The organism is Tritonibacter multivorans (genome assembly GCF_001458415.1).
Classification (GTDB): Bacteria; Pseudomonadota; Alphaproteobacteria; order Rhodobacterales; family Rhodobacteraceae; genus Epibacterium; species Epibacterium multivorans.
Window position 1 is genome coordinate 42,668 of the sequence record NZ_CYSD01000033.1, and the last position, 18,817, is coordinate 61,484.

The following is an 18,817-nucleotide window of genomic DNA, read 5'->3' on the forward strand; positions in this document are numbered from 1 at the left end:
CCCAACAGATCAAGGGCCGCATCCATGGGGTGCGGCCCTTTTTTTGTCTTTAAAACCCAAAGTGGTCGGCAATGGCGTCGATCACCTGCGCATGCACCGCGGCACGATCGGTGCCCTCGGGGTCGGTGCAGACCGGGTCATCCTGTTCTTCGGCCAAAATCGCCTCGCCCATGGGCTTGCAGCGGGGCAGGGCGGTGAAGTGGCTGGCGGGGTCTATCACCACGCGCGCCGCCTCTGGCAGCTTGGCCCACAGATCACTGCCCCGCGCCGACAGATCGGTGGCCTGCAACCGGTCGGCCGCGTTGCCCAAGGTCAGCAGCAGCGCAGGCACCGCCAGATCATCCGCCATCTCTTGGGTGATGCCATAGGTGAGGCCGGGGTCAATCGCCGCGACGGATGTGACTTCGGGCAGCCGCCAGTCCGCCTGCCATTTCTCTTGATCCACATCCCGCAGGTCCACACCCGCGCGCACCAGATCATTGCAATGGGTCGATTTGCCCTCCGCCTGATCACAATAGAGCGCATAGGCCGCCCCATCCCCGCGCAGGCCGCCAAGGCTCAGTGCGGTCCAGCCACCATAGGAAAACCCCGTGGCATGAACACGGGTCAGGTCCATATGCGGGGCGAAGGTTGCGTCCCCTTGCAGCGCGTCCAGCGCGACGGCCATATCCTGCGCGCGGGTCCAGTGGTCCATGCCTTTGACCATGTCGAAATCACCAAAACTGGTGTTGGGGTGATCCACACCGACCACAATGGCACCCCGCGCCGCCAGCCCTTCGCCCAGCCAGGTTAGCGACCGGGTCAGCCCGCCCAGACCATGCGACATCAGCACAACCGGCTGCTGCCCCGCAGCAGGGGCGGCGTCCTGCCACATCTGATGGCCATAGAAGACGGCGTTTTCTGCCACTGTGCTCTGCTGGCCGCTGTCTTCCGCAGCCGGGTAAAACAGGGTGACGCGCATATCGCGGCTGTGATGCGGGGCCTCGACCATAAGGCTGCGGGTGCCGATCGGGTCTGCCTGCGCGGCGCAAAAGCCAAGGCTGGCCAGCGTGGCGGCGATGCCGGTGATACGGGAAAAAATATGCGGCGACATAGGGTGTGTTCCTTTCAGGGTCGTCTGCGTTGACCCCGTGGTGGCAAATTGGTCGCGCGCCCGCGTCCTCGAACCGGTTTAAGGTCGCCTGCGGCCGGATCTTGCACCAAATTGACCGGATATTGCACCTTTGCACGCCTGATAAAGAGCGAGAGCCCCTGAATGCCTGTCCTGCCGATCCCTTTGATCTTTTCCCTGATTCTGCTGGTGCTTTTGTCGCGCGCCCTGCTGCGGCGCACGCTGGGCCTCTGGTTGGGGCTGCTCTTGGCGGGATGTGCCCTGCAAAGCGCGCTGGTCGCTTTGGTCCACCACTATGGGTTTGGGGCTCTGCGCCCGGTCATGCCCGTCAGTGCAGCCTGTCTGCCGCCGCTGGCCTGGCTTGCCTTTGTGGTCACCACGCAGCGCCCCCCAAGGCGCGGGGATCTGTGGCATGGGGCCGGGCCGCTGGCGAGTGCGGGGCTGCTTGCCCTGTGGCCCTCTGCACTGGACCCTTCGCTGATCTTGTTGTTTCTCGCCTATGGGGGCGCGATCGGCCTGCGGCTTGCCAAGGGGCGCGACAGCCTGACCCGGCTGGGGCTGGCCAGTGGGGATCTGCCCTGGCAGCTCTGGGGGCTTGTGGCCACGGTTCTGATAGGGGCTGGGATCAGCGACATCTGGGTCTGGGTGGATTTCGTCCGCTGGCAGGGGGCGCATGTGCCTCTGATCGTGGGGGTGTTCAGTGCCCTGAACCTATTGGTGCTGGGCGCTGTGGCGCTGGCGCCTGTGGTCTCGGAAGGGGAGGCAGGCGTGGCGGGGGAGCAGCCCCTGCTGCCGACGTCAGAGGAGGCGGGAAAAGACATCGGTCCCGATGCGCTTCAGCTCTTTGCAACGCTCGAGGCGCGGATGCAGCAGGAAGAGCTGTATCTTGACCCGGATCTGTCGCTGCAGCGTCTGGCGCGCAGGCTGGCGGTGCCGGTGAAACGGCTCTCGGCGGCGGTGAACGCCAGCACCGACGAGAATGTGTCCCGCTATGTGAACGCCTATCGGGTGGCGCGTGCGGCAGAGCTTCTGTCACAGGGCAGCAATGTGACCGAGGCGATGTTTGCGTCGGGCTTTAATACGAAGTCGAACTTCAACAGAGAGTTCCGCCGGATCAAAGGTAAGACCCCCAGTCAGTGGCGTCAGGCCCCGCGCACCTGACCGCCGGACAGCGGGGGCGCTCCCGCGGCTGAAGGGGCCTTGCGGCCCATTCCAGCCTTGGGCATGGCGCCGGGCTGCCGCCCGGCGCGGCACCGTTTGTGGCACAGAAAAGGATCCGGAAACGTCCTCTACGCCAGCCTCTTTCGAGACCGCGCGCGGCCGCAGGCCGCGCGCCTGGCCCAACGGGAGGAGATCATCTGTGATGATCGTACGACGGGCGGGAGTGCCTGCGAAACTGGCGCGCGGTTGCGGCGCAGCGATTGCACAAAGGAAAACGCGGCCCCCTTTCAGGCGCCGCGTCATGTCTTGCATCAAAGATCAGGGCTTAGCCTGCTTTGAACTCCGGGTAGGCTTCCATGCCCAGCTCCGCCATGTCGAGACCGTTGATCTCGTCTTCCTCGGACACACGGATGCCCATGGTGGCCTTCAGGATGAACCACAGCACACCGGAGGTTACGATGGTGAAGATACCGACCACGATGATGCCATAGAGCTGAATGCCCAAAGTCGTACCATCAGGGTTCAGCTCAGACTGGTAGTTGGAGAGGCAAACCGCGATGGTGCCCCAGATACCAGCCATCAGGTGAACCGGGATCGCGCCAACAACGTCGTCGATCTTCAGCTTGTCCAGCATCGGAACTGCAAAGACCACGATCACACCACCGATTGCACCGATCAGGGTCGCCATGCCCAGCGACGGGGTCAGCGGCTCAGCCGTGATGGACACGAGGCCCGCCAGTGCGCCGTTCAGGATCATGGTCAGGTCCGGCTTTTTGAACAGGATCTGGGTCAGGATCAGGGCTGCAACTGCGCCACCTGCAGCGGCTGCGTTGGTGTTGGAGAAGATGCGGGATACGTCGGCCACGTCACCCACAGAGCCCATCGCCAGCTGCGAGCCGCCGTTGAAGCCAAACCAGCCCATCCACAGGATGAATGTGCCCAGAGTTGCCAGCGCCAGGTTGGAACCGGGCATCGGAACGGTGCGGCCGTCTTTGTACTTGCCGATCCGCGGGCCGAGGATGATGGCACCGGTCAGAGCGGCCCAGCCACCCACAGAGTGCACAACGGTGGAGCCTGCGAAGTCCAGGAAGCCAGCCGCGTCCAGGAAGCCGCCGCCCCATTTCCAGGACGCCTGCAGCGGGTAGATGACGGAGGTCAGCACGATGGTAAAGATCAGGAACGGCCACAGCTTGATGCGCTCGGCCAGGGTGCCAGACACGATCGATGCGGTTGCCGCACAGAACATCAGCTGGAAGAAGAAGTCAGACCCGGTGGAGGCATAGCCATAGTCGTCGGCTGCGTCAGCGGTGATGCCAACTTCTTCCAGAACGCCGGGGCCCCAGACGCCGGACAGAACACCTTCGATGTTCCAGGTGCCCAGCGGGTACATCAGGTTGTAGCCGATGGCCCAGTAGAAGATCGCGGCCAGCGAGAACAGGGAGACGTTTTTGGTCAGCTGCATGGTCACGTTCTTGGAACGCACCAGGCCCGCTTCCAGCATGGCAAAACCAGCGGCCATCCAGAAGACGATAATACCACCGATCAGGAACAGCAGGGTGTTGAAGATAAAGACAGAGTCAGTGGAGGGGTTCACACCCGGCACCACTTCGGCGCTGGCAAGACCCGGCAGGGCCGCCATCGCCGCTGTGGCGAGGGAGAGCTTTAGTTTGGTCATTATTTTCACGTCCTTTAAGGAATGAGCGCCGCTTTTACAGGGCGTCTGCGTTAGTTTCGCCGGTGCGCACGCGCACGGCCTGTGCCACGTCCAGCACGAAAATCTTGCCGTCGCCGATCTTGCCGGTGCGGGCGGTCTTGGTGATGGTCTCGACAACCTGGTCGGCCAAATCATCCGCGACCACGATCTCCAGCTTCACTTTGGGAACGAAGTTCACTTCGTATTCCGCGCCGCGATAGATCTCGGTGTGGCCGGCTTGTGCGCCAAAACCTTTGATTTCAGTGACCATCAGTCCCGATACGCCGATGTCGGTCAGCGCCTCGCGGACCTCCTCCAGCTTGAAGGGTTTGACGGCTGCAATGATGAGTTTCATTTCAACACCCTTTCTCGGGCTCCCCGCCCGCTGTTGCAGGTGCAGAAGAGCCGGGACCCCGAGTCGTGGGAACGTTACACTGGGGGAAAGGCGCCCGTTTTCTGGGCGATGGCTCAATAAAACAGCCAAACTAAATGCGCATGATTAAAAAACAGGCATGTAAAAAAGGGAAACCGGCGAGAAACCGCCTCTCAACAAAGCAAAGCAGCTCAGGTATCCTGTCCCGGACAGCCATTGGTTAACCCGCCGGACAGATCCCGGTCAGGTCATTGAAGCACAGCTTCGTGACAATAATGTGCGGGACCCCAAAGGCAGGGGATGCAGTCAGCAGCCCCGATTTACGTCAGGCAGAGGCGCGCGCCGATTGGCGTGCAGAAAAGACAGGACAGAGCATGGCAACCGGCAACAACAAAGGCGGAGGGCGCAGACCTCTCGTGGCGGACCGTCGCTATTCTTCAAGCGCTGCAAAGCCGGGCCCCAAAAAGAAAGCCGCAAAACCCAAGACAGCCAAACCCGCGACGCGCGCAGCGTCAGGCAAGGTGTCGGGCAAGGTGTCGGGCAAGGCGCGCCGCGCCCAAAGCCGCCCGACCAAACCGCGTGGCCTTCTGGGGTGGCTTTTGCTTCCGTTCCGTTGGGCATTTCGCCTGCTCTGGGCAGCGACCTGGCGGGTGGGTCTTGTGGCGGGCCTTGTTCTGGCCGGTGCAATCTATCTGCAATATGCGCAGCTGCCGGAACTGGCGGCGCTGCTGGACGGGCGCAATCGCGGCTCTGTAACGCTGGTGGACCACGAAGGCGAAATCTTTGCCTGGCGCGGGGATCAGTTTGGCGGTGTGGTCACGGCCGACACGGTGTCGCCGCATCTGAAAAACGCCTTTGTCGCCACCGAAGACAAACGCTTCTATCGTCACTTTGGCCTGTCGCCACGCGGCATTGCCTCGGCTGTGCGCATCAACCTCAGCGAAGGGCGCGGCCCGCTGTCGGGGCATGGGGGCTCTACCATCACCCAGCAGACCGCCAAGCTGATGTGTCTGGGCGTGGAATATGACCCGCAGCGCTGGAAGTCCGAGGCCGCTTACGAGGCCGACTGTCGCCGCGGTAATGTCTGGCGCAAAGCCAAAGAGGCCATTTATGCGCTGGCGATGGAGGTCAAATACACCAAGGACGAGATCCTCTCGATCTATATGAACCGCGCCTATATGGGCGGCGGCGCCTATGGGGTCGAAGCGGCGGCTCAGCGCTACTTTGGCAAAAGCGCCAATCAGGTGAATGCGTCGGAGGCCGCGATGATGGCCGGTCTTCTGACCGCGCCCACAACTTTGGCCCCCACCAATAACCTGCAACGCTCGCGCGATCGCGCCGCCACTGTGCTGCGCCTGATGGAAGAACAGGGCTATCTGACCTCAGAACAGCGCCGCCTGGCCTCTGCCGCGCCAGCCTCGCTCAGCGCGCAGGCCACCGCCCGCGCGGGTGGCTATTTCGCCGATTGGGTCATGGACAAAATCCCGGCGTTTCTTGGCGATGAAACCACTGAGGATGTGGTCATTCGCACTACGTTGGACAGACGCCTGCAAAAGGCCGCCGAGGATGCGCTGGTGCATGTGTTTGAAAACAAGGTGCGCAAAGGCTCCAAAGCGCAGGCCGCCATTGTCGTGATGAGCGCCGATGGCGCCGTGCGTGCGATGGTCGGCGGGCGCAATCTGCGGGCCTCTGGCCTGTTTAACCGTGCCACCCAAGCCAAACGGCAGACCGGATCGGCCTTCAAACCCTTTGTCTATGCCACCGCGCTGGAACTGGGCTATTCCCCGCTCGACCGGGTGCTGGACGCCGAATACTGTCTCAAGGTGCCCGGCTCGGGCAATTGGTGCCCGAAGAATTACACCCACAAGTTCTATGGCGAGGTCACAATGGCCCGCGCGCTGAAGGATTCCCTCAATGTGCCGGCCGTCAAAGTCTCCGAGGCCGTGGGCCGCGATAAGGTGCGTCTGGTGGCCGAACAATTCGGCATCGAAAGCGATCTGGCCGCAGGGCCTGCGCTCGCGCTTGGCGCGTCCGAGGCCTCCCTTCTGGAAATGACCGGCGCCTATGCAGGCATTCTGAACGGGGGCTCGTCGGTAACGCCTTACGGTGTGAATGTGCTCAGCCTTGTGGGCGAAGGTGAGCCGCTGATCGGCAAGAGCGGCGGCATGGGGGAACGGGTGATCCGCGATGATGCGGCGCGTGAACTGGTGTGGATGATGAGCCAGGTGATCGACAATGGCACCGGCACCCGCGCGCAGATCCCGGGCTGGGAGGCAGCGGGCAAGTCGGGCACGACCTCGGCTGCCAAAGACGCGTGGTTTATTGGCTTTACCGCAGATTACGTGGCGGGCGTCTGGATGGGCTATGACGACAACACCCCACTGACCGGTGTCACCGGTGGTGGTCTTCCGGCTGAGATCTGGAAAGAAACCATGGTGCGCGTCCACGACGGTCTGACCCCACGCCCGCTGCCCGCATTGGCCCCGGCCCCGGTTGCCGCGCCAGAGCCTGCGCCGCAGCCGCGCCGCGAGAGACCAAACCTTGGCCAGCGGATCGAACGCGAGGTGGAACGCACCCTCGATGGGCTTTTGCGGGATATCTTCGGCAATTGAGCCAAGCCGGCATGGCACGGGATGGGACGCCTTGCGTTGCCGGATGGGCGGTTTTGGCCTAAGCTTTCCCTCAGAACGTAAATGGCTGGCCGAAGCGCTGGCTCAGGGGCAGGCGCAGGAGCAGAGTTGAGGCTTTAGCTTTGAAGGGGGCCGCCATGTCGACCGATCCAAACATCTCATCTGCGGGGGCTGTGTTGCCTGCGGTGCGCACCACGGCGCGCGCTGTGATATGGCAGGGCGAAAAGGTATTGGTGCAAGTCAAGCAGACGCCCGAGGGGGGGATCTATCTAACCCTGCCCGGGGGACGACTGGAACCGGGTGAGACACTGGCCGCAGCCACCGCCCGAGAGGTGTTCGAAGAGGTCGGGGCTGAGGTCGAAGTGATCAGCCTTTTGCATGTGGCCGAACTTTACAAAGCCCGTCCCGAAGGGGTCCGTCATCAGGTCGAACATCTGTTTGATTGCAAACTGCGCGCGCCCTACAGCCCGCATATGGGCACCGATCCGGACAATAAACAGATCAACGTCCGCTGGGCCGATCCGGTGGCCGAAGCTGACCTGTTCGATCCCCCCTATGGCGCTGTTCTGGTCGAGGCCCGTGGCACGCTCTACCTCGGCGTTGTGCAGGATCAGAGCTAACCGCAGAACAGGCAGGCAGCGGCTCCCGCCCGTCGCCTGTGCATTGGAAATGCAAAAGGCTCCCGTTGGGCATGGCCGCGCGCGCCCGAAGGGCGCGCGCGGCCGGTCGCTTCGGGCCGCAGGGCCCGAAGCGAAACACCTCTGGCGCCATGTATTGGATTAATCTGACGTGGGTTTTACTGCGTCCGGGTATGCGGCCTGAAAGGCCGGCAGTGCTGTGCAGGCGGCCTCGACTGCGCGGCACCGCGCCAACCCGTTCAGATCCACCTCCCAGCGGCGCGCATTATAGAGCTGTGGTATCAGGCACAGATCCGCAAGGCTTGGCTGCGCGCCCGTGCAATAGGGCTGCTGTTTCCACCGTGCGAGAAGCGCCTCAAAGGCCAAAAGGCCCGGGCGGATGAAATGCTGCATCCAACCCTGCATGTCCAATGCACCCTCGCTCAACCCGGTGCCAAATCGCGCGACCGACAGGTTGCAGACCGGGTGCAAATCCACGGCAATCGCCTGCGCCAGCGCCTCTTGATGGGCCGCCTCGACAGGGTCGCCCGGGATCAACCCCAGTCCACGGGTCGCATCCAGATAGCGCAGAACGGCCAGAGACTGCGTAAACCGCTGCCCATCAATCTCCAGCACGGGCACGAGGCCTTGCGGGTTGCGGGCCAGATGGTCCTCTCCGCGCTGGTCGCCGACCACCAGATCAACGACGCGGCTCTCATAGGCGATGCCCGCAAGGTTCAGGGCAATCCGCACCCGGTAGCTCGCCGAAGACCGCCAATAGTCATAGAGAACCGCATCCGCCATCCTTCAGCCCCGCGCAAACGGGTCGCTGCGCGCCGGCAGCAGGGTGCCACTGCAGTCGCCAAAGCCGACCGAGAACCCCTTGCCCTTGGCTGTGCCCTTCAGCACCAGCCTGTCGCCATCTTCAACAAAGCTGCGCGTCGCGCCGTCCTCCAGCTCCAGCGGCTCTTTGCCCCCCCAGCTGAGTTCCAAGAGCGAGCCGCGATTGCCTTTCTCCGGGCCAGAGATCGTGCCCGAGCCCAGAAGGTCGCCCACATTCATCGGACAGCCAGATGTGGCGTGATGGGCCAGCTGCTGGGCCGAAGAATAATACATCTCTTTATAGTTGGTGCGGGCAATTACGCTTTCAGACCCGCCTTCAGGCGTCAGCCCGACCTCCAGCTCAATATCATAGAGCATCGGCCCGCAGTCCTTCAGATGGTCCAACAGCTCGACCTCGCGCGCAGGGGTGTCACAGCGGAACGGCTCCAGCGCTGCTTTGGTGACGATCCAGGGGCTGATCGAGGTCGCGGTCGCCTTGGCCTGAAACGGACCCAGCGGCTGGTATTCCCAGGCCTGAATGTCGCGCGCGGACCAGTCGTTCAGCAGCACATAGCCAAAGATCGCATCGTCAGCCGCCTGCACGCTCAAGGGCCCATCGGAGGCCATGCCAACAATCGCGCCCATCTCCAGTTCAATATCAAACCGCGCCGACGGGGCCCAACGCGGCGCGGCGTCATTCGGCCCCTTCAGCTGCCCCCAAGGGCGCTGAACATCGGTGCCCGACACCACCACGGACGACGCGCGGCCATTATAGCCAATGGGGATATGCAGCCAGTTCGGCGGCAGCGCGTTCTCGGCGCCCCGGAACATTGTGCCCACATTGGTGGCATGGTGACGGCCCGCATAGAAATCGGTGTATTCCGAAACCTGAAACGGCATATGCATCTCTGCGTCCGCCTGCGGCACAAGAAACAGCTCCACTTTAGCGCGCTCATTGGCCCCGTCTTCCAAAAGCGCCACAAGACGCGCACGCAGGGCGGTCCAGACAGCGGGGCCTTCCTCCATCAACGGGTTCCACATCGGCGCGTCAAACAGCGGCTCTTCCCCTAGATCAACCAGACCGGCGGCCTCGGCTGCGGTGACATCCAGGATCATATCCCCGATCGCCACACCGCAGTGCGGCTCCTCCAGATCCGCGGTCGAGAACACGCCATAGGGCAGGTTGTTCAGCGGAAAGGGATGGGCGGCGGAATTGGCCGATGCCACCCAGGATTTCATCAATGACATAGTCTTTGTCCTTTCATGCAGCGCGGCGTAGCGCGCCAACTGCCCCGGCCACACAGGTCCGGGCCTTTCATCTTTTTCCAAATATCCCGGGGGAATTGGCCGCAGGCCAAGGGGGCAGCGCCCCTCCCCAAGGCAGGGTCATTTCAACCCCGGCTCCCCATCGAATTTCTTCTCTATATCGCTCCAGCAGTCGATATAGTCATCCTGCAAAGGGGCGTCTCGACCCGCGAATTCCGTCAGATGCTGGGGAAAACGGGTCTCGAACATAAACGACATGGTGTTTTCCAGCTTTTCCGGCCCAAGGTTCGAATTAGACGCGCCTTCAAAGGCCGTCTTATCAGGCCCATGTGGCAGCATCATATTGTGCAGGCTGATGCCGCCGGGGATGAAACCTTTTGGCTTGGCGTCATACTGGCCGTAGATATTGCCCATCAGCTCGCTCATGATGTTCTTGTGATACCAGGGCGGGCGGAAGGTGTTTTCCGCCACCATCCAGCGCTCCCGGAACAGGACAAAGTCGATATTGGCCACTCCCGGCACGCCCGACGGCGCGGTCAGCACGGTGAAAATCGACGGGTCCGGGTGGTCAAACAGCACCGCGCCCACTGGGCAATAGGTGCGCAGATCATATTTGCAGGGGGCGTAGTTGCCGTGCCAGGCCACCACGTCCAGCGGGCTGTGGCCGATCTGGGTCTCGTGGAACTGACCACACCATTTTATGGTCACGGTCGATGGCACCTCGCGGTCCTCAAAGGCCGCCACCGGCGTTTTGAAATCCCGCGGATTGGCCATGCAATTTGCGCCAATCGGACCGCGCCCGGGCAGCTCAAACTTCTGGCCGTAGTTTTCGCAGACAAAACCCCGCGCCGGCCCCTCCAGCACCTCCACCCGGTACAGCAGCCCGCGCGGCAGAATGGCGATCTCTTTCGGTTCCAGATCGATGATCCCCAGTTCCGTGCAGAACCGCAGACGCCCTTCCTGCGGCACCACCAAAAGTTCAGAGTCGGCCGAGAAGAAATAGCTGTCCACCATACTTTGGTTGACCAGATAGATATGGGTCGCCATGCCCACTTGCGTGTTCACATCCCCTGCCGTGGTCATGGACCGCATCCCCGTCAGCCAGGTCAGGGGCGCGTCGGTGTGGGGCATTGGGTCCCAGCGATACTGACCCAACGAGGTCACATCCGCAGGCATATGCGGGGCGCTTTTCCAATAGGGCAGATCGATCCGTTCATATCGGTGCGAATGTTTTACGCTGGGGCGAATACGATAACACCAGGACCGCTCCGGGCGTTCGGCGGTAAAGGCGGTGCCTGACAGCTGTTCGCCATAAAGGCCATAGTTGCATTTCTGGGGGCTGTTCATCCCCTCCGGCAGGGCACCGGGCAGGGCCTCGGTTTCAAAGTCATTGCCAAACCCAGGCATGTAGCCCGCATGCGGCCCCGCCTGTGTCGGGGCTTGGATCATCTGATGCGGCGCGGTGGGGCGATTCATCGCAGGTCTCCTCTGGCAACGGCGTCCGAGTCCTTGGCTAATAGTTGTTTTTGTAACTAACAATGGTTGATTTTGTAACTACTGGGGTGCCACAATGGTCGCATGACCCAAAATGCCCCCCTCACTCCCGATGTTCACCTCGATCCCGATGCGGACTTCGACGTGCAGGACTTCCTGCCCTTTCTACTCAGCCGCGCCGCAGAATTGTCCAGCCTCGATTTCCAGACGCTCTATAAGGGGCGCTACGGCATGCTGCGCGCGGAATGGCGGGTGATGTTCCATCTTGGCGTGTACGGCACGCTGACCGCAAAAGAGATCGGCAAACGCGCCAGCCTGCATAAAACCAAAGTCTCGCGCGCGGTGGCCAAACTGGCCGAGCGCCGCTGGATCACCCGGGCCCGCGATGAGCAGGACAGACGCGCGGAACATCTGGAGCTCACCACGGCGGGCCAGAAGGTCTATGAGGATCTCAAGGCTCATGCGGCAGCCCATGACCGCAAACTGGCGGCAAACTTCGAGAAAAAGGAAATAGAGCTGCTGCGTCGCATGCTGCGCCAGTTGGCAAGCTAAGGCAGAGTACCTAGATTTACCGGAACCTTTTGACTGGATGCTCCAAATGAACGACCTCTTGCCCCTGTCCCATGCGTCCGCGCTCAAAACCTGGTTGATCGATCAGGGGCTCAAAGGCACCGACCGCACGGATATGCTGCGCGAGTTTTGCGAACGTCTGGTCAATGCGGGCATTCCATTGCTTCGGATGCAGCTGGGGCAGCGGGCCTTTCACCCGGAATTTGGTGGCATTGGCTTTACCTGGACCCGCGCGGATGGGCTGCGTCACGAGTATTTCGAGAACCCCGAACGCACCATCGACGAATGGCGTGACAGCCCGTTCTACCATCTGATCAACAACGCCAAGGTGGACATGGCCGAGGATCTGCTGGCGCCAAAGGGGCGGGATTATCCCATTTTTGAAGAGCTGCGCGCCATGGGCGGCACCGGCTATTTTGCCAATTGGCAGCCTGTTGGACCGCTCAGCCGCGAAGAATGTGAGCCGGAAAACTTTAACTCTGAAGGTGTTGTGGCGTCTTGGACCTGTGATGGCGGCGACGGCATGCGTGCGGAGTATCAGGATCTGATCCGCGCCTGTTTTGAGACCCTTGTCGTGGTTCTGTCGACCTCAGGGAACCGTCAGATGGGCAGTGATCTTCTGAAGGTCTATCTGGGGCGGGACGCGGGCGAACGCGTGCTGTCCGGAGAGATCCGCCGCGGCTCTACGCAGGACATCGATGCGGTTGTGTTTCTCTTTGATCTCAATGGCTTTACTGCCCTGTCCGAACGCCTGCCGGGATGCGAGGTGGTGGAGATGCTCAACAGCTATCTCGATCATGTCATCGAAGTGGTGCAGGGACATGGCGGGAATATCCTCAAATTTCTCGGGGATGGTGTGCTTGCAATGTTCAACCTGGGCACGCTCGAGGCCGATGCCCGCGCGGCGCTCGATGCCGCTGCCGCCCTACAGGCGCGATTGTCGCAGGTGAATGATCAGCGCCAGACCAAAGGTCTGCCCCATGCGGGCTATCGGGTTACACTCCATGCCGGAGAGATCCTGTATGGGAATATTGGCGCAGAGAACCGCTTGGACTTCACTGTGATCGGCCCGACGGTGAATCTCACAGCTCGCATGTCCGATTTGCACCGGGCGGTGGACCGCGAGGTGTTGCTGTCCGAGGAAGTGCGCCGCGCTGCGGGGGAGGTCTCGCATGATCTTGTGTCGGTTGGCCGCTACATGCTGCGCGGGGTGGCTGCGCCAATAGAGATGTTCACCATTTATCTCGCCGCAGAGGCACCCGCTGCCCCTTTGCCAACCATGTCGTAATTATTCAGCGGTTGCGCCCAGCCACAGCGGGGCCCTCCCGCCCCGTTCGGGTGAGGCACAGCCTCCCCACACACGCGTTGGGCCGGGCAGGCCGCGGCTGCCTTTGCTCCGCGAGCGCGGCCCTAGATGTCGATATCGACGCCCGGCAGTTCCAGCGTTTTCATCATATCGCGCAGTTCCTGACGGGCGGCGATATTGGAAATATTGAGCTGCTTGACGCCCACGTCCTTCAGGTCCAGCAGGGTCAGCCCCCGTGGGAACAGTTCGCGGAAGATCACGCGTTCGGAGAACCCGGGCGAAACCCGGAAGCCAATGCGCTTGGACAGCATTGAGATGGCGCGTTCCATCTTTTCTTTGTTGACCATGCGCTGGGTGCCGACGCGGTTGCGGATGACAATCCAGTCGATTGGCGGCAGCCCGGCTTGCGCGCGCAGCTGGCGGGCATTCCAGACCATTTCAGAGTAGACCGACGGGCCTTTGATGGCTTCCCCCTTGTCGTCCGTATGCGCCAGCAGATCAAAGTCGACAAAGCTGTCGTTCAGCGGTGTGATCAGCGTATCGGCCAGCGAATGCGCCACCTGAGACAGGCGCGTGTGTGATCCGGGGCAGTCGATCAGGATGAAATCATACTTCGGCTCAAGTTCGGAAATCGCCGCAGACAGCCGCAGGTCATAAATGTTTTCGCCGGGCTGCAAAGAGTTCGGGTCGATTTCGGGCAGATCATAGAGCGACACCATCGGCAGCTCGAGATTGGAGTTGGCCATGAAATTCAGCCGGTTCTCCAGATAGCGCCCCAAGGATCGCTGGCGCAGGTCCAGATCCAGACCTGCGATCTTGTGGCCCAAGCGGGCCAAGGTGGTTGCGACGTGCATCGACACGGTCGATTTGCCCGCGCCGCCCTTTTCATTGCCGACGACAATAATATGCGCCATCTATCGGTCCCTCTGCGTGCTGCAGACCCTGTTGTGAGCCTGTCTTTTGCCTCGACTATAGAGAGGGGGCTTTTCAATGGGAAGCGTGGAGAGGGCCTGAATTAGAGCCTATTTCTGCAGTGCAAATTCCTGCGGCAGCGCGCGGGGGCTGTTCAGCGCCCGCAAACGAAAACGCCGCCCCAGAGGGACGGCGTTTCGTGTTCAAAACACAAGCTGGGATTAGAAGCCCAGACCTTCGTATTTCGCTTTGAACTTGGACACGCGGCCACCGGCGTCCATCAGACGGGTGGAGCCACCGGTCCACGCGGGGTGCGCGGAGGGGTCGATGTCCAGTGCCAGCTGATCGCCTTCTTTGCCCCAGGTGGAGCGCATTTTGACAATGGTGCCATCGGTCATTTTGACGTCGATGAAGTGGTAGTCGGGATGAGTATCGGCTTTCATAGAACCACTCCTTACGCTTTGGCTTTGTAGTTGCTGTCTTCTGCGATACGCGCGGATTTACCACGGCGGGAACGCAGATAGTAGAGTTTGGCGCGACGGACGCGGCCACGGCGAACAACTTCGATGCTCTCGATGTTGGTGGAGAACAGCGGGAACACACGCTCCACGCCTTCGCCGAAGGAAATCTTGCGGACGGTGAAGGAACCAGAGATGCCGTTGCCGTTCTTGCGGGAGATGCAGACACCTTCGTAGTTCTGCACGCGGGAACGGGAGCCTTCGGTCACTTTGTAGCCGACGCGGATGGTGTCACCGGCTTTGAAGTCGGGGATGTCTTTCCCCAGCGCAGCAATCTGCTCCGCTTCGAGTTGTGCGATCAGATCCATGATCGTCTCCTATGGTTGCTCGTGGTTTTTCCACGAAGTTTGCGAAACATCCCAGAGCTCCTGGTCCTCATCGGGTCCGCGGATCTGAAGGTCAGACTGCGCCCGCCGGAGATGGCTGTTTTTCCTTTTATTTCCCTTTGGTTCTGTCCCCTGATCCGATGAGAAAACCGGGGGGTGCGGACAGGCCAAAGTCCCGGCGACTCGCAAAGAGTTGCCCGGATGGACGGTCTTTAGTTGGAATGCGCCTGTAAATCAAGGCCGTTTCGTCGCGAAACGCGTTGCGTGACGGGCGTACGCCGGGGCCGCAACGGGGGCAGGCGGGGCAGCGGTGGAGCGGGGCGCTGCCCCGCACCCCGGGATATTTGAGAAAAGATGAAAGAGCAGCGCCTACGCCTTAGGTTTCGTCTTGGTCCTCGCGCTGCTGATAGGCGTCCCAGAGGTCGGGGCGGCGTTTGGCGGTGATCTCTTCGCTCATCTGCTGGCGCCATTTTTCCACGTTGCCGTGGTGGCCGGACATGAGCACATCGGGGATCTTGCGCCCTTTCCATTCGGCGGGCCGGGTGTATTGCGGGTGTTCCAGCAGGCCGGAGGAGAAGCTTTCTTCCTCGGTCGAGGCCTGATTGCCCAGGACGCCGGGGATCAGGCGCACGGTGGCGTCAATCAGGGCTTGGGCCGCCAGTTCGCCGCCGGTCATGACAAAATCACCCAGCGAGACCTCTTGGATATTGTAGTGTTCCAGCACCCGTTCATCGACGCCTTCGAACCGACCGCACAGGAGGGTCATGCCGTCGCAGCGCGCCAAATTCTGCATCATCTTCTGGTCCATGCGGCGTCCGCGGGGGCTCAGGTAGATCAGCGGCCAGTTGCCACGGGTGTCGGCTTGGGCTGTTTCAATTGCGTCGCCCAGCACATCCGCACGCAGCACCATGCCCGCGCCACCGCCTGCGGGGGTGTCGTCGACGTTCTTGTGCTTGCCAATGCCAAAGGGGCGCAGGTCGATGGTCTCGAGCTGCCAGAGGCCCTGTTGCAGCGCCTTGCCGGTGAGGCTTTCGCCGAGAACGCCAGGAAAGGCGCCGGGGAACAGGGTCAGGATCTTGGCCTTCCAGACACCGGCGAGGTCGGGGGTATCCGTCATCAGTTCGCGCGGTTTCAGGGTGGCGCCAATCGACAGGCGGCCGTGGGACTTGTGAGATTTGGTTGGCTTGCTCATGGGATGCTGTTTAATTCAATCGCGGCAGGGTGCAACAGAAAGAATATGGGATGAGCCAGGACGAACAGTCGGCAGATGCGGTGCAGCTGCGTACGCAGGCGCTGTGGCCGCAGATTGCCGCAGATCTGGGCCTGTCCGGGGACGGCGCAGGCTTTCAGCGGCTGCGGGTCAACCGGCGGATGGCGGCTCGGCGCTGCGCGATGGTGGTGCGGGACACAGGCGGCGGGGCCTATGTGCTGCGGGCGGATTTTGGTGCAGGCGGCGAGGCTGCGTTTCAGAAAGTTCTGGCCCGCCACATCGCAGCAGAAGAAGGTTTGCGGGATGTTCCGGGCGTTCGAGTGCCCAAAGTGCTGTGGCGGGACCCTGAGCAGAAGATCATTCTGTTGGAATTTGTGCCCGGCGATACGCTGTTTCGGGAAATGACGGCGGCGGACTTGGGGATGGTGTCGCGGGGGGAGGTTCTGGAACAGGCCGGGCGCGCCATTGCCGCCCTGCACCGCTGTTCACAGGTAGGGGCGCGCAAATTCTGGCCGAAGGCGCATCTGGAGCGGGTGTCGCAGGTGGCGCAAGAGGTGCGTGGGGGCCTGCGTGAGGTGCACCGGCCCAAGCGGTTTCTGGGTCTTTGTGCGCATCTGCATAAGGCCGGGCGCGCGGCCCGTGGGCATCCCTTTGAGGGCGCGCTGGAACATGGCGATTTGCATATGCGCAATGTGCTGCTGTCGGGTGAGGATCTGTGGTTCATTGATTTTGCCAACCACAGTGGCATCTATCCGCAGCGTGACATCGCAAATTTCTGGTTGGCCAATGGCATGTTCCATCTGATCGCACCGGAAGATGACGGCGAGGTGGCGGCGGGCTTTTGCATGGTGGCGCAAGCCGATTGGGCGGCTTTTGAACGCGGCTATGGCGCCGGGCTCAGCGATGATCCGGTGGTGCGGTTTTTCTTTGCACTGCGGGTGTTTGACGCCTGGCTCAAGCAGGGGCACCAGCGCGATGGGCTGACGGCTGAGCAGGTCAGGCGCCGGACCGAACGGCTGGAGCGGGTGCTGAGCAGCTTGCAGGCCAGTGTGGCTTAGAACAGCCCTTCGGGCGGGTCGGCGACAATGCGGCCCTGTGCCAGATCCACAGTTGGCACCGCATCCAGTGTAAACGGCAGCAGAACGGTGGTTTTCAACCCCGGCCCCTGGATTTCCAGCAGGTCTGCGGCGCCGTGGTTCTGCACCGATTTCACCGTGCCCAGGTGCGCCCCGCCGGTGTCAAACACCGCAAGGCCAATCAGGTCGGCGTGGTAAAATTCGTCATCGGGCAGTTTCGGCAGACGGTCGCGCGGCGCAAACAGGCGCAGGCCTTTCAGCGCGTCGGCCTCTTCCTTGGTCTCCACCCCGGTCAGGCGTGCCGCATAGCCGCCTTTGATGGCGCGGGTCAGGATGACGGAATAGCTGCCGTTGCCCTGCTCATCGGTGAGGGGGCAGTAGGCCTCGATCTCTTCCGGCATGGCGCAGAAGCTTTTGAGGCGGACCTCGCCGCGAACCCCGAAAGAGCCCGCAAGCGCGCCAACGCAGATCAGATCATCCATTAAACTCTCCAGTGACGGGGCTGGCGCAGACGCGGGCCCCTGTGGTCGTGCGGGTCCATTCGCCGCCTGCCAGATCGCAGCGCTCGCGTGCGCCTGCACGTTCAAAAAGAACACCGGCGCCAAAGGCGACAGCCGTGAATATGATAAGGCGAATTAGTCCCATGTCCCCTAACTGCCGGGGAACTTAGCGGGTTTCAAGGGGCAGGTCACGATAGCGCCGTTCCCAGCCGCTTTCTTCCAGCTCTGGGATGTCGGAGAGCCGTTCGGGGTGGCCAATGCAGAAGTAACCGACAAGCTGCCAGTCTTCCGGCACGTTCAGGTCGCGGGTCAGCTGGTCCGGGTCGAGGATCGACACCCAGCCAAGGCCCAGACCTTCGGCGCGCAAGGACAGCCAGAACAGGGTGATCGCGCAGACCACCGAATAGCGGCGCATCTCGGGCATGGTGCCCGCACCCAATCCGTGGCCTTTGGTGGTGCTTTCATCGCAGAAAAACGCCATCTGTACCGGCGCATTGCGCATGCCCGAGAGTTTCAGCGTGGCGTAGCGGGCGGCTTTGTCCCCGCCGTATCCCTGAAGGGCGCGGTCGTTTGCGGCCTCGAAATTGGCCAATGCGGCAGCGCGGGCCGCGTCGCTTTCGACACGGATCAGCCGCCAGGGTTCAGACAGCCCGACCGAGGGGGCCATCTGGATGGCAGAGAGGCAGCGCCTAAGCACTGCCTCGTCCACTGCATCACTGCGAAAGCGCCGGACATCCCGGCGCAGACGCATGAGCAAATCCAATTGGCGGCGGAACGCCTCGGGGAAGTCGCCTTCCGGGTGAGGGGTCCGCGCGTCCATGGATTATTCCTCAGCTGTTGCTTCGGCTGCTTCAGCGGCTTTCGCTGCTTTTTCTTCTGCGCGCTCTTGCGCTTTTTTGCCCGGAACAGCTTTGTTCGGGTTGTTACGCTCTTTCTTGGTCAGAACGCCTGCTGCTTCCAGCATACGTGCAACACGGTCGGTCGGCTGTGCGCCTTTGTCGAGCCATGCCTGGACTTTTTCCATGTCCATTTTCACGCGCTCTTCGCTGTCTTTCGGCAGCAGCGGGTTGTAGGTGCCCAGCTTCTCGATGAAGCGGCCGTCGCGCGGCATGCGGCTGTCAGCAGCCACGATGCGGTAGAAGGGACGCTTTTTGGAGCCGCCGCGGGCCAGACGAATTTTCATTGCCATTGTTCAGATCTCCTTTGGATGGCGTTGAACGGGAAAGCCTGTG

20 protein-coding genes are annotated in these 18,817 nt (G+C 61.9%); 6 read left to right on the forward strand and 14 right to left on the reverse strand.

The annotated features are described in order from the left end of the window. Window positions 1–49: 49 nt before the first annotated feature. Window positions 50–1,093, reverse strand: coding sequence for an alpha/beta hydrolase family protein (locus TRM7557_RS10345; RefSeq protein WP_058290140.1), 1,044 nt, complete (start codon window positions 1,091–1,093; stop codon window positions 50–52). A gap of 162 nt (window positions 1,094–1,255) precedes the next feature. Between TRM7557_RS10345 and TRM7557_RS10350 the strand changes: the two genes are divergently transcribed. Beyond that, window positions 1,256–2,272, forward strand: coding sequence for a helix-turn-helix domain-containing protein (locus TRM7557_RS10350; RefSeq protein WP_058290141.1), 1,017 nt, complete (start codon window positions 1,256–1,258; stop codon window positions 2,270–2,272). A 325-nt stretch (window positions 2,273–2,597) separates the two neighbouring features. On the opposite strand, the gene TRM7557_RS10355 is transcribed toward TRM7557_RS10350, so the two are convergent. Together TRM7557_RS10355 and TRM7557_RS10360 are read right to left on the reverse strand one after the other, a co-directional pair. Next, complete coding sequence (locus tag TRM7557_RS10355; protein ID WP_058290142.1) at window positions 2,598–3,947, reverse strand: ammonium transporter; 1,350 nt, start codon at window positions 3,945–3,947, stop codon at window positions 2,598–2,600. A 34-nt stretch (window positions 3,948–3,981) separates the two neighbouring features. Beyond that, on the reverse strand, window positions 3,982–4,320 hold the full coding sequence (locus tag TRM7557_RS10360; RefSeq protein ID WP_058290143.1) for a P-II family nitrogen regulator: 339 nt from the start codon (window positions 4,318–4,320) through the stop codon (window positions 3,982–3,984). A gap of 392 nt (window positions 4,321–4,712) precedes the next feature. Here TRM7557_RS10360 and TRM7557_RS10365 point away from each other — a divergent pair, with 392 nt between their 5' ends. After that, the gene (locus tag TRM7557_RS10365; RefSeq protein ID WP_058290144.1) at window positions 4,713–6,950 is read left to right on the forward strand and encodes a transglycosylase domain-containing protein; all 2,238 of its coding nucleotides are present in this window, start codon (window positions 4,713–4,715) and stop codon (window positions 6,948–6,950) included. Between the two features lie 155 nt (window positions 6,951–7,105). Then, on the forward strand, window positions 7,106–7,588 hold the full coding sequence (locus tag TRM7557_RS10370; protein ID WP_058290145.1) for an NUDIX domain-containing protein: 483 nt from the start codon (window positions 7,106–7,108) through the stop codon (window positions 7,586–7,588). Between the two features lie 159 nt (window positions 7,589–7,747). On the opposite strand, the gene maiA is transcribed toward TRM7557_RS10370, so the two are convergent. From maiA to hmgA, 3 genes are all read right to left on the reverse strand, one after another. Further along, window positions 7,748–8,389, reverse strand: a complete 642-nt coding sequence (gene maiA, locus TRM7557_RS10375) for a maleylacetoacetate isomerase (protein ID WP_058290146.1) — start codon at window positions 8,387–8,389, stop codon at window positions 7,748–7,750. 3 nt (window positions 8,390–8,392) lie between these two features. Continuing rightward, a complete protein-coding gene (gene fahA, locus TRM7557_RS10380; RefSeq protein WP_058290147.1) occupies window positions 8,393–9,655 on the reverse strand; it encodes a fumarylacetoacetase in 1,263 nt (420 codons plus the stop codon). A gap of 138 nt (window positions 9,656–9,793) precedes the next feature. Then, window positions 9,794–11,149 carry a homogentisate 1,2-dioxygenase gene (gene hmgA, locus TRM7557_RS10385; protein ID WP_058290148.1) on the reverse strand — a complete coding sequence of 452 codons (1,356 nt, stop codon included), beginning with the start codon at window positions 11,147–11,149 and terminating at the stop codon, window positions 9,794–9,796. A gap of 102 nt (window positions 11,150–11,251) precedes the next feature. Here hmgA and TRM7557_RS10390 point away from each other — a divergent pair, with 102 nt between their 5' ends. Beyond that, window positions 11,252–11,719, forward strand: a complete 468-nt coding sequence (locus TRM7557_RS10390) for a MarR family winged helix-turn-helix transcriptional regulator (RefSeq protein WP_058290149.1) — start codon at window positions 11,252–11,254, stop codon at window positions 11,717–11,719. Between the two features lie 46 nt (window positions 11,720–11,765). Next, a complete protein-coding gene (locus tag TRM7557_RS10395) occupies window positions 11,766–13,025 on the forward strand; it encodes an adenylate/guanylate cyclase domain-containing protein (protein WP_058290150.1) in 1,260 nt (419 codons plus the stop codon). Between the two features lie 122 nt (window positions 13,026–13,147). On the opposite strand, the gene TRM7557_RS10400 is transcribed toward TRM7557_RS10395, so the two are convergent. The 4 genes from TRM7557_RS10400 to trmD form a co-directional block, all read right to left on the reverse strand. Beyond that, on the reverse strand, window positions 13,148–13,957 hold the full coding sequence (locus TRM7557_RS10400; RefSeq protein ID WP_058290151.1) for a division plane positioning ATPase MipZ: 810 nt from the start codon (window positions 13,955–13,957) through the stop codon (window positions 13,148–13,150). Between the two features lie 219 nt (window positions 13,958–14,176). Further along, window positions 14,177–14,398 (reverse strand): 50S ribosomal protein L31, encoded by a 222-nt coding sequence (gene rpmE, locus TRM7557_RS10405; protein ID WP_058290152.1) that lies wholly within the window; start codon window positions 14,396–14,398, stop codon window positions 14,177–14,179. Window positions 14,399–14,409: 11 nt separating this feature from the next. Next, the gene (gene rplS, locus TRM7557_RS10410; RefSeq protein WP_058290153.1) at window positions 14,410–14,781 is read right to left on the reverse strand and encodes a 50S ribosomal protein L19; all 372 of its coding nucleotides are present in this window, start codon (window positions 14,779–14,781) and stop codon (window positions 14,410–14,412) included. Between the two features lie 394 nt (window positions 14,782–15,175). Beyond that, on the reverse strand, window positions 15,176–15,991 hold the full coding sequence (gene trmD / locus TRM7557_RS10415; RefSeq protein ID WP_058290154.1) for a tRNA (guanosine(37)-N1)-methyltransferase TrmD: 816 nt from the start codon (window positions 15,989–15,991) through the stop codon (window positions 15,176–15,178). 50 nt (window positions 15,992–16,041) lie between these two features. On the opposite strand from trmD, the gene TRM7557_RS10420 reads away from it, so the two are divergent. Continuing rightward, the gene (locus TRM7557_RS10420; RefSeq protein ID WP_058290155.1) at window positions 16,042–17,067 is read left to right on the forward strand and encodes a phosphotransferase; all 1,026 of its coding nucleotides are present in this window, start codon (window positions 16,042–16,044) and stop codon (window positions 17,065–17,067) included. Here TRM7557_RS10420 and rimM read toward each other — a convergent pair. From rimM to rpsP, 4 genes are read right to left on the reverse strand one after another with little or no spacing between them, the layout of a single operon-like run. Beyond that, a complete protein-coding gene (gene rimM, locus TRM7557_RS10425; protein WP_058290156.1) occupies window positions 17,064–17,567 on the reverse strand; it encodes a ribosome maturation factor RimM in 504 nt (167 codons plus the stop codon). The two genes, TRM7557_RS10420 and rimM, sit on opposite strands and share 4 nt — an antisense overlap. Next, a complete protein-coding gene (locus TRM7557_RS20040) occupies window positions 17,560–17,730 on the reverse strand; it encodes a hypothetical protein (protein ID WP_165592453.1) in 171 nt (56 codons plus the stop codon). Before TRM7557_RS20040 ends, rimM begins: the two co-directional genes overlap by 8 nt. Before the next feature lie 21 nt (window positions 17,731–17,751). After that, window positions 17,752–18,405, reverse strand: a complete 654-nt coding sequence (gene bluB, locus TRM7557_RS10430; protein ID WP_058290157.1) for a 5,6-dimethylbenzimidazole synthase — start codon at window positions 18,403–18,405, stop codon at window positions 17,752–17,754. A 3-nt stretch (window positions 18,406–18,408) separates the two neighbouring features. After that, window positions 18,409–18,774, reverse strand: a complete 366-nt coding sequence (rpsP, locus tag TRM7557_RS10435) for a 30S ribosomal protein S16 (RefSeq protein ID WP_058290158.1) — start codon at window positions 18,772–18,774, stop codon at window positions 18,409–18,411. Window positions 18,775–18,817 lie beyond the last annotated feature (43 nt).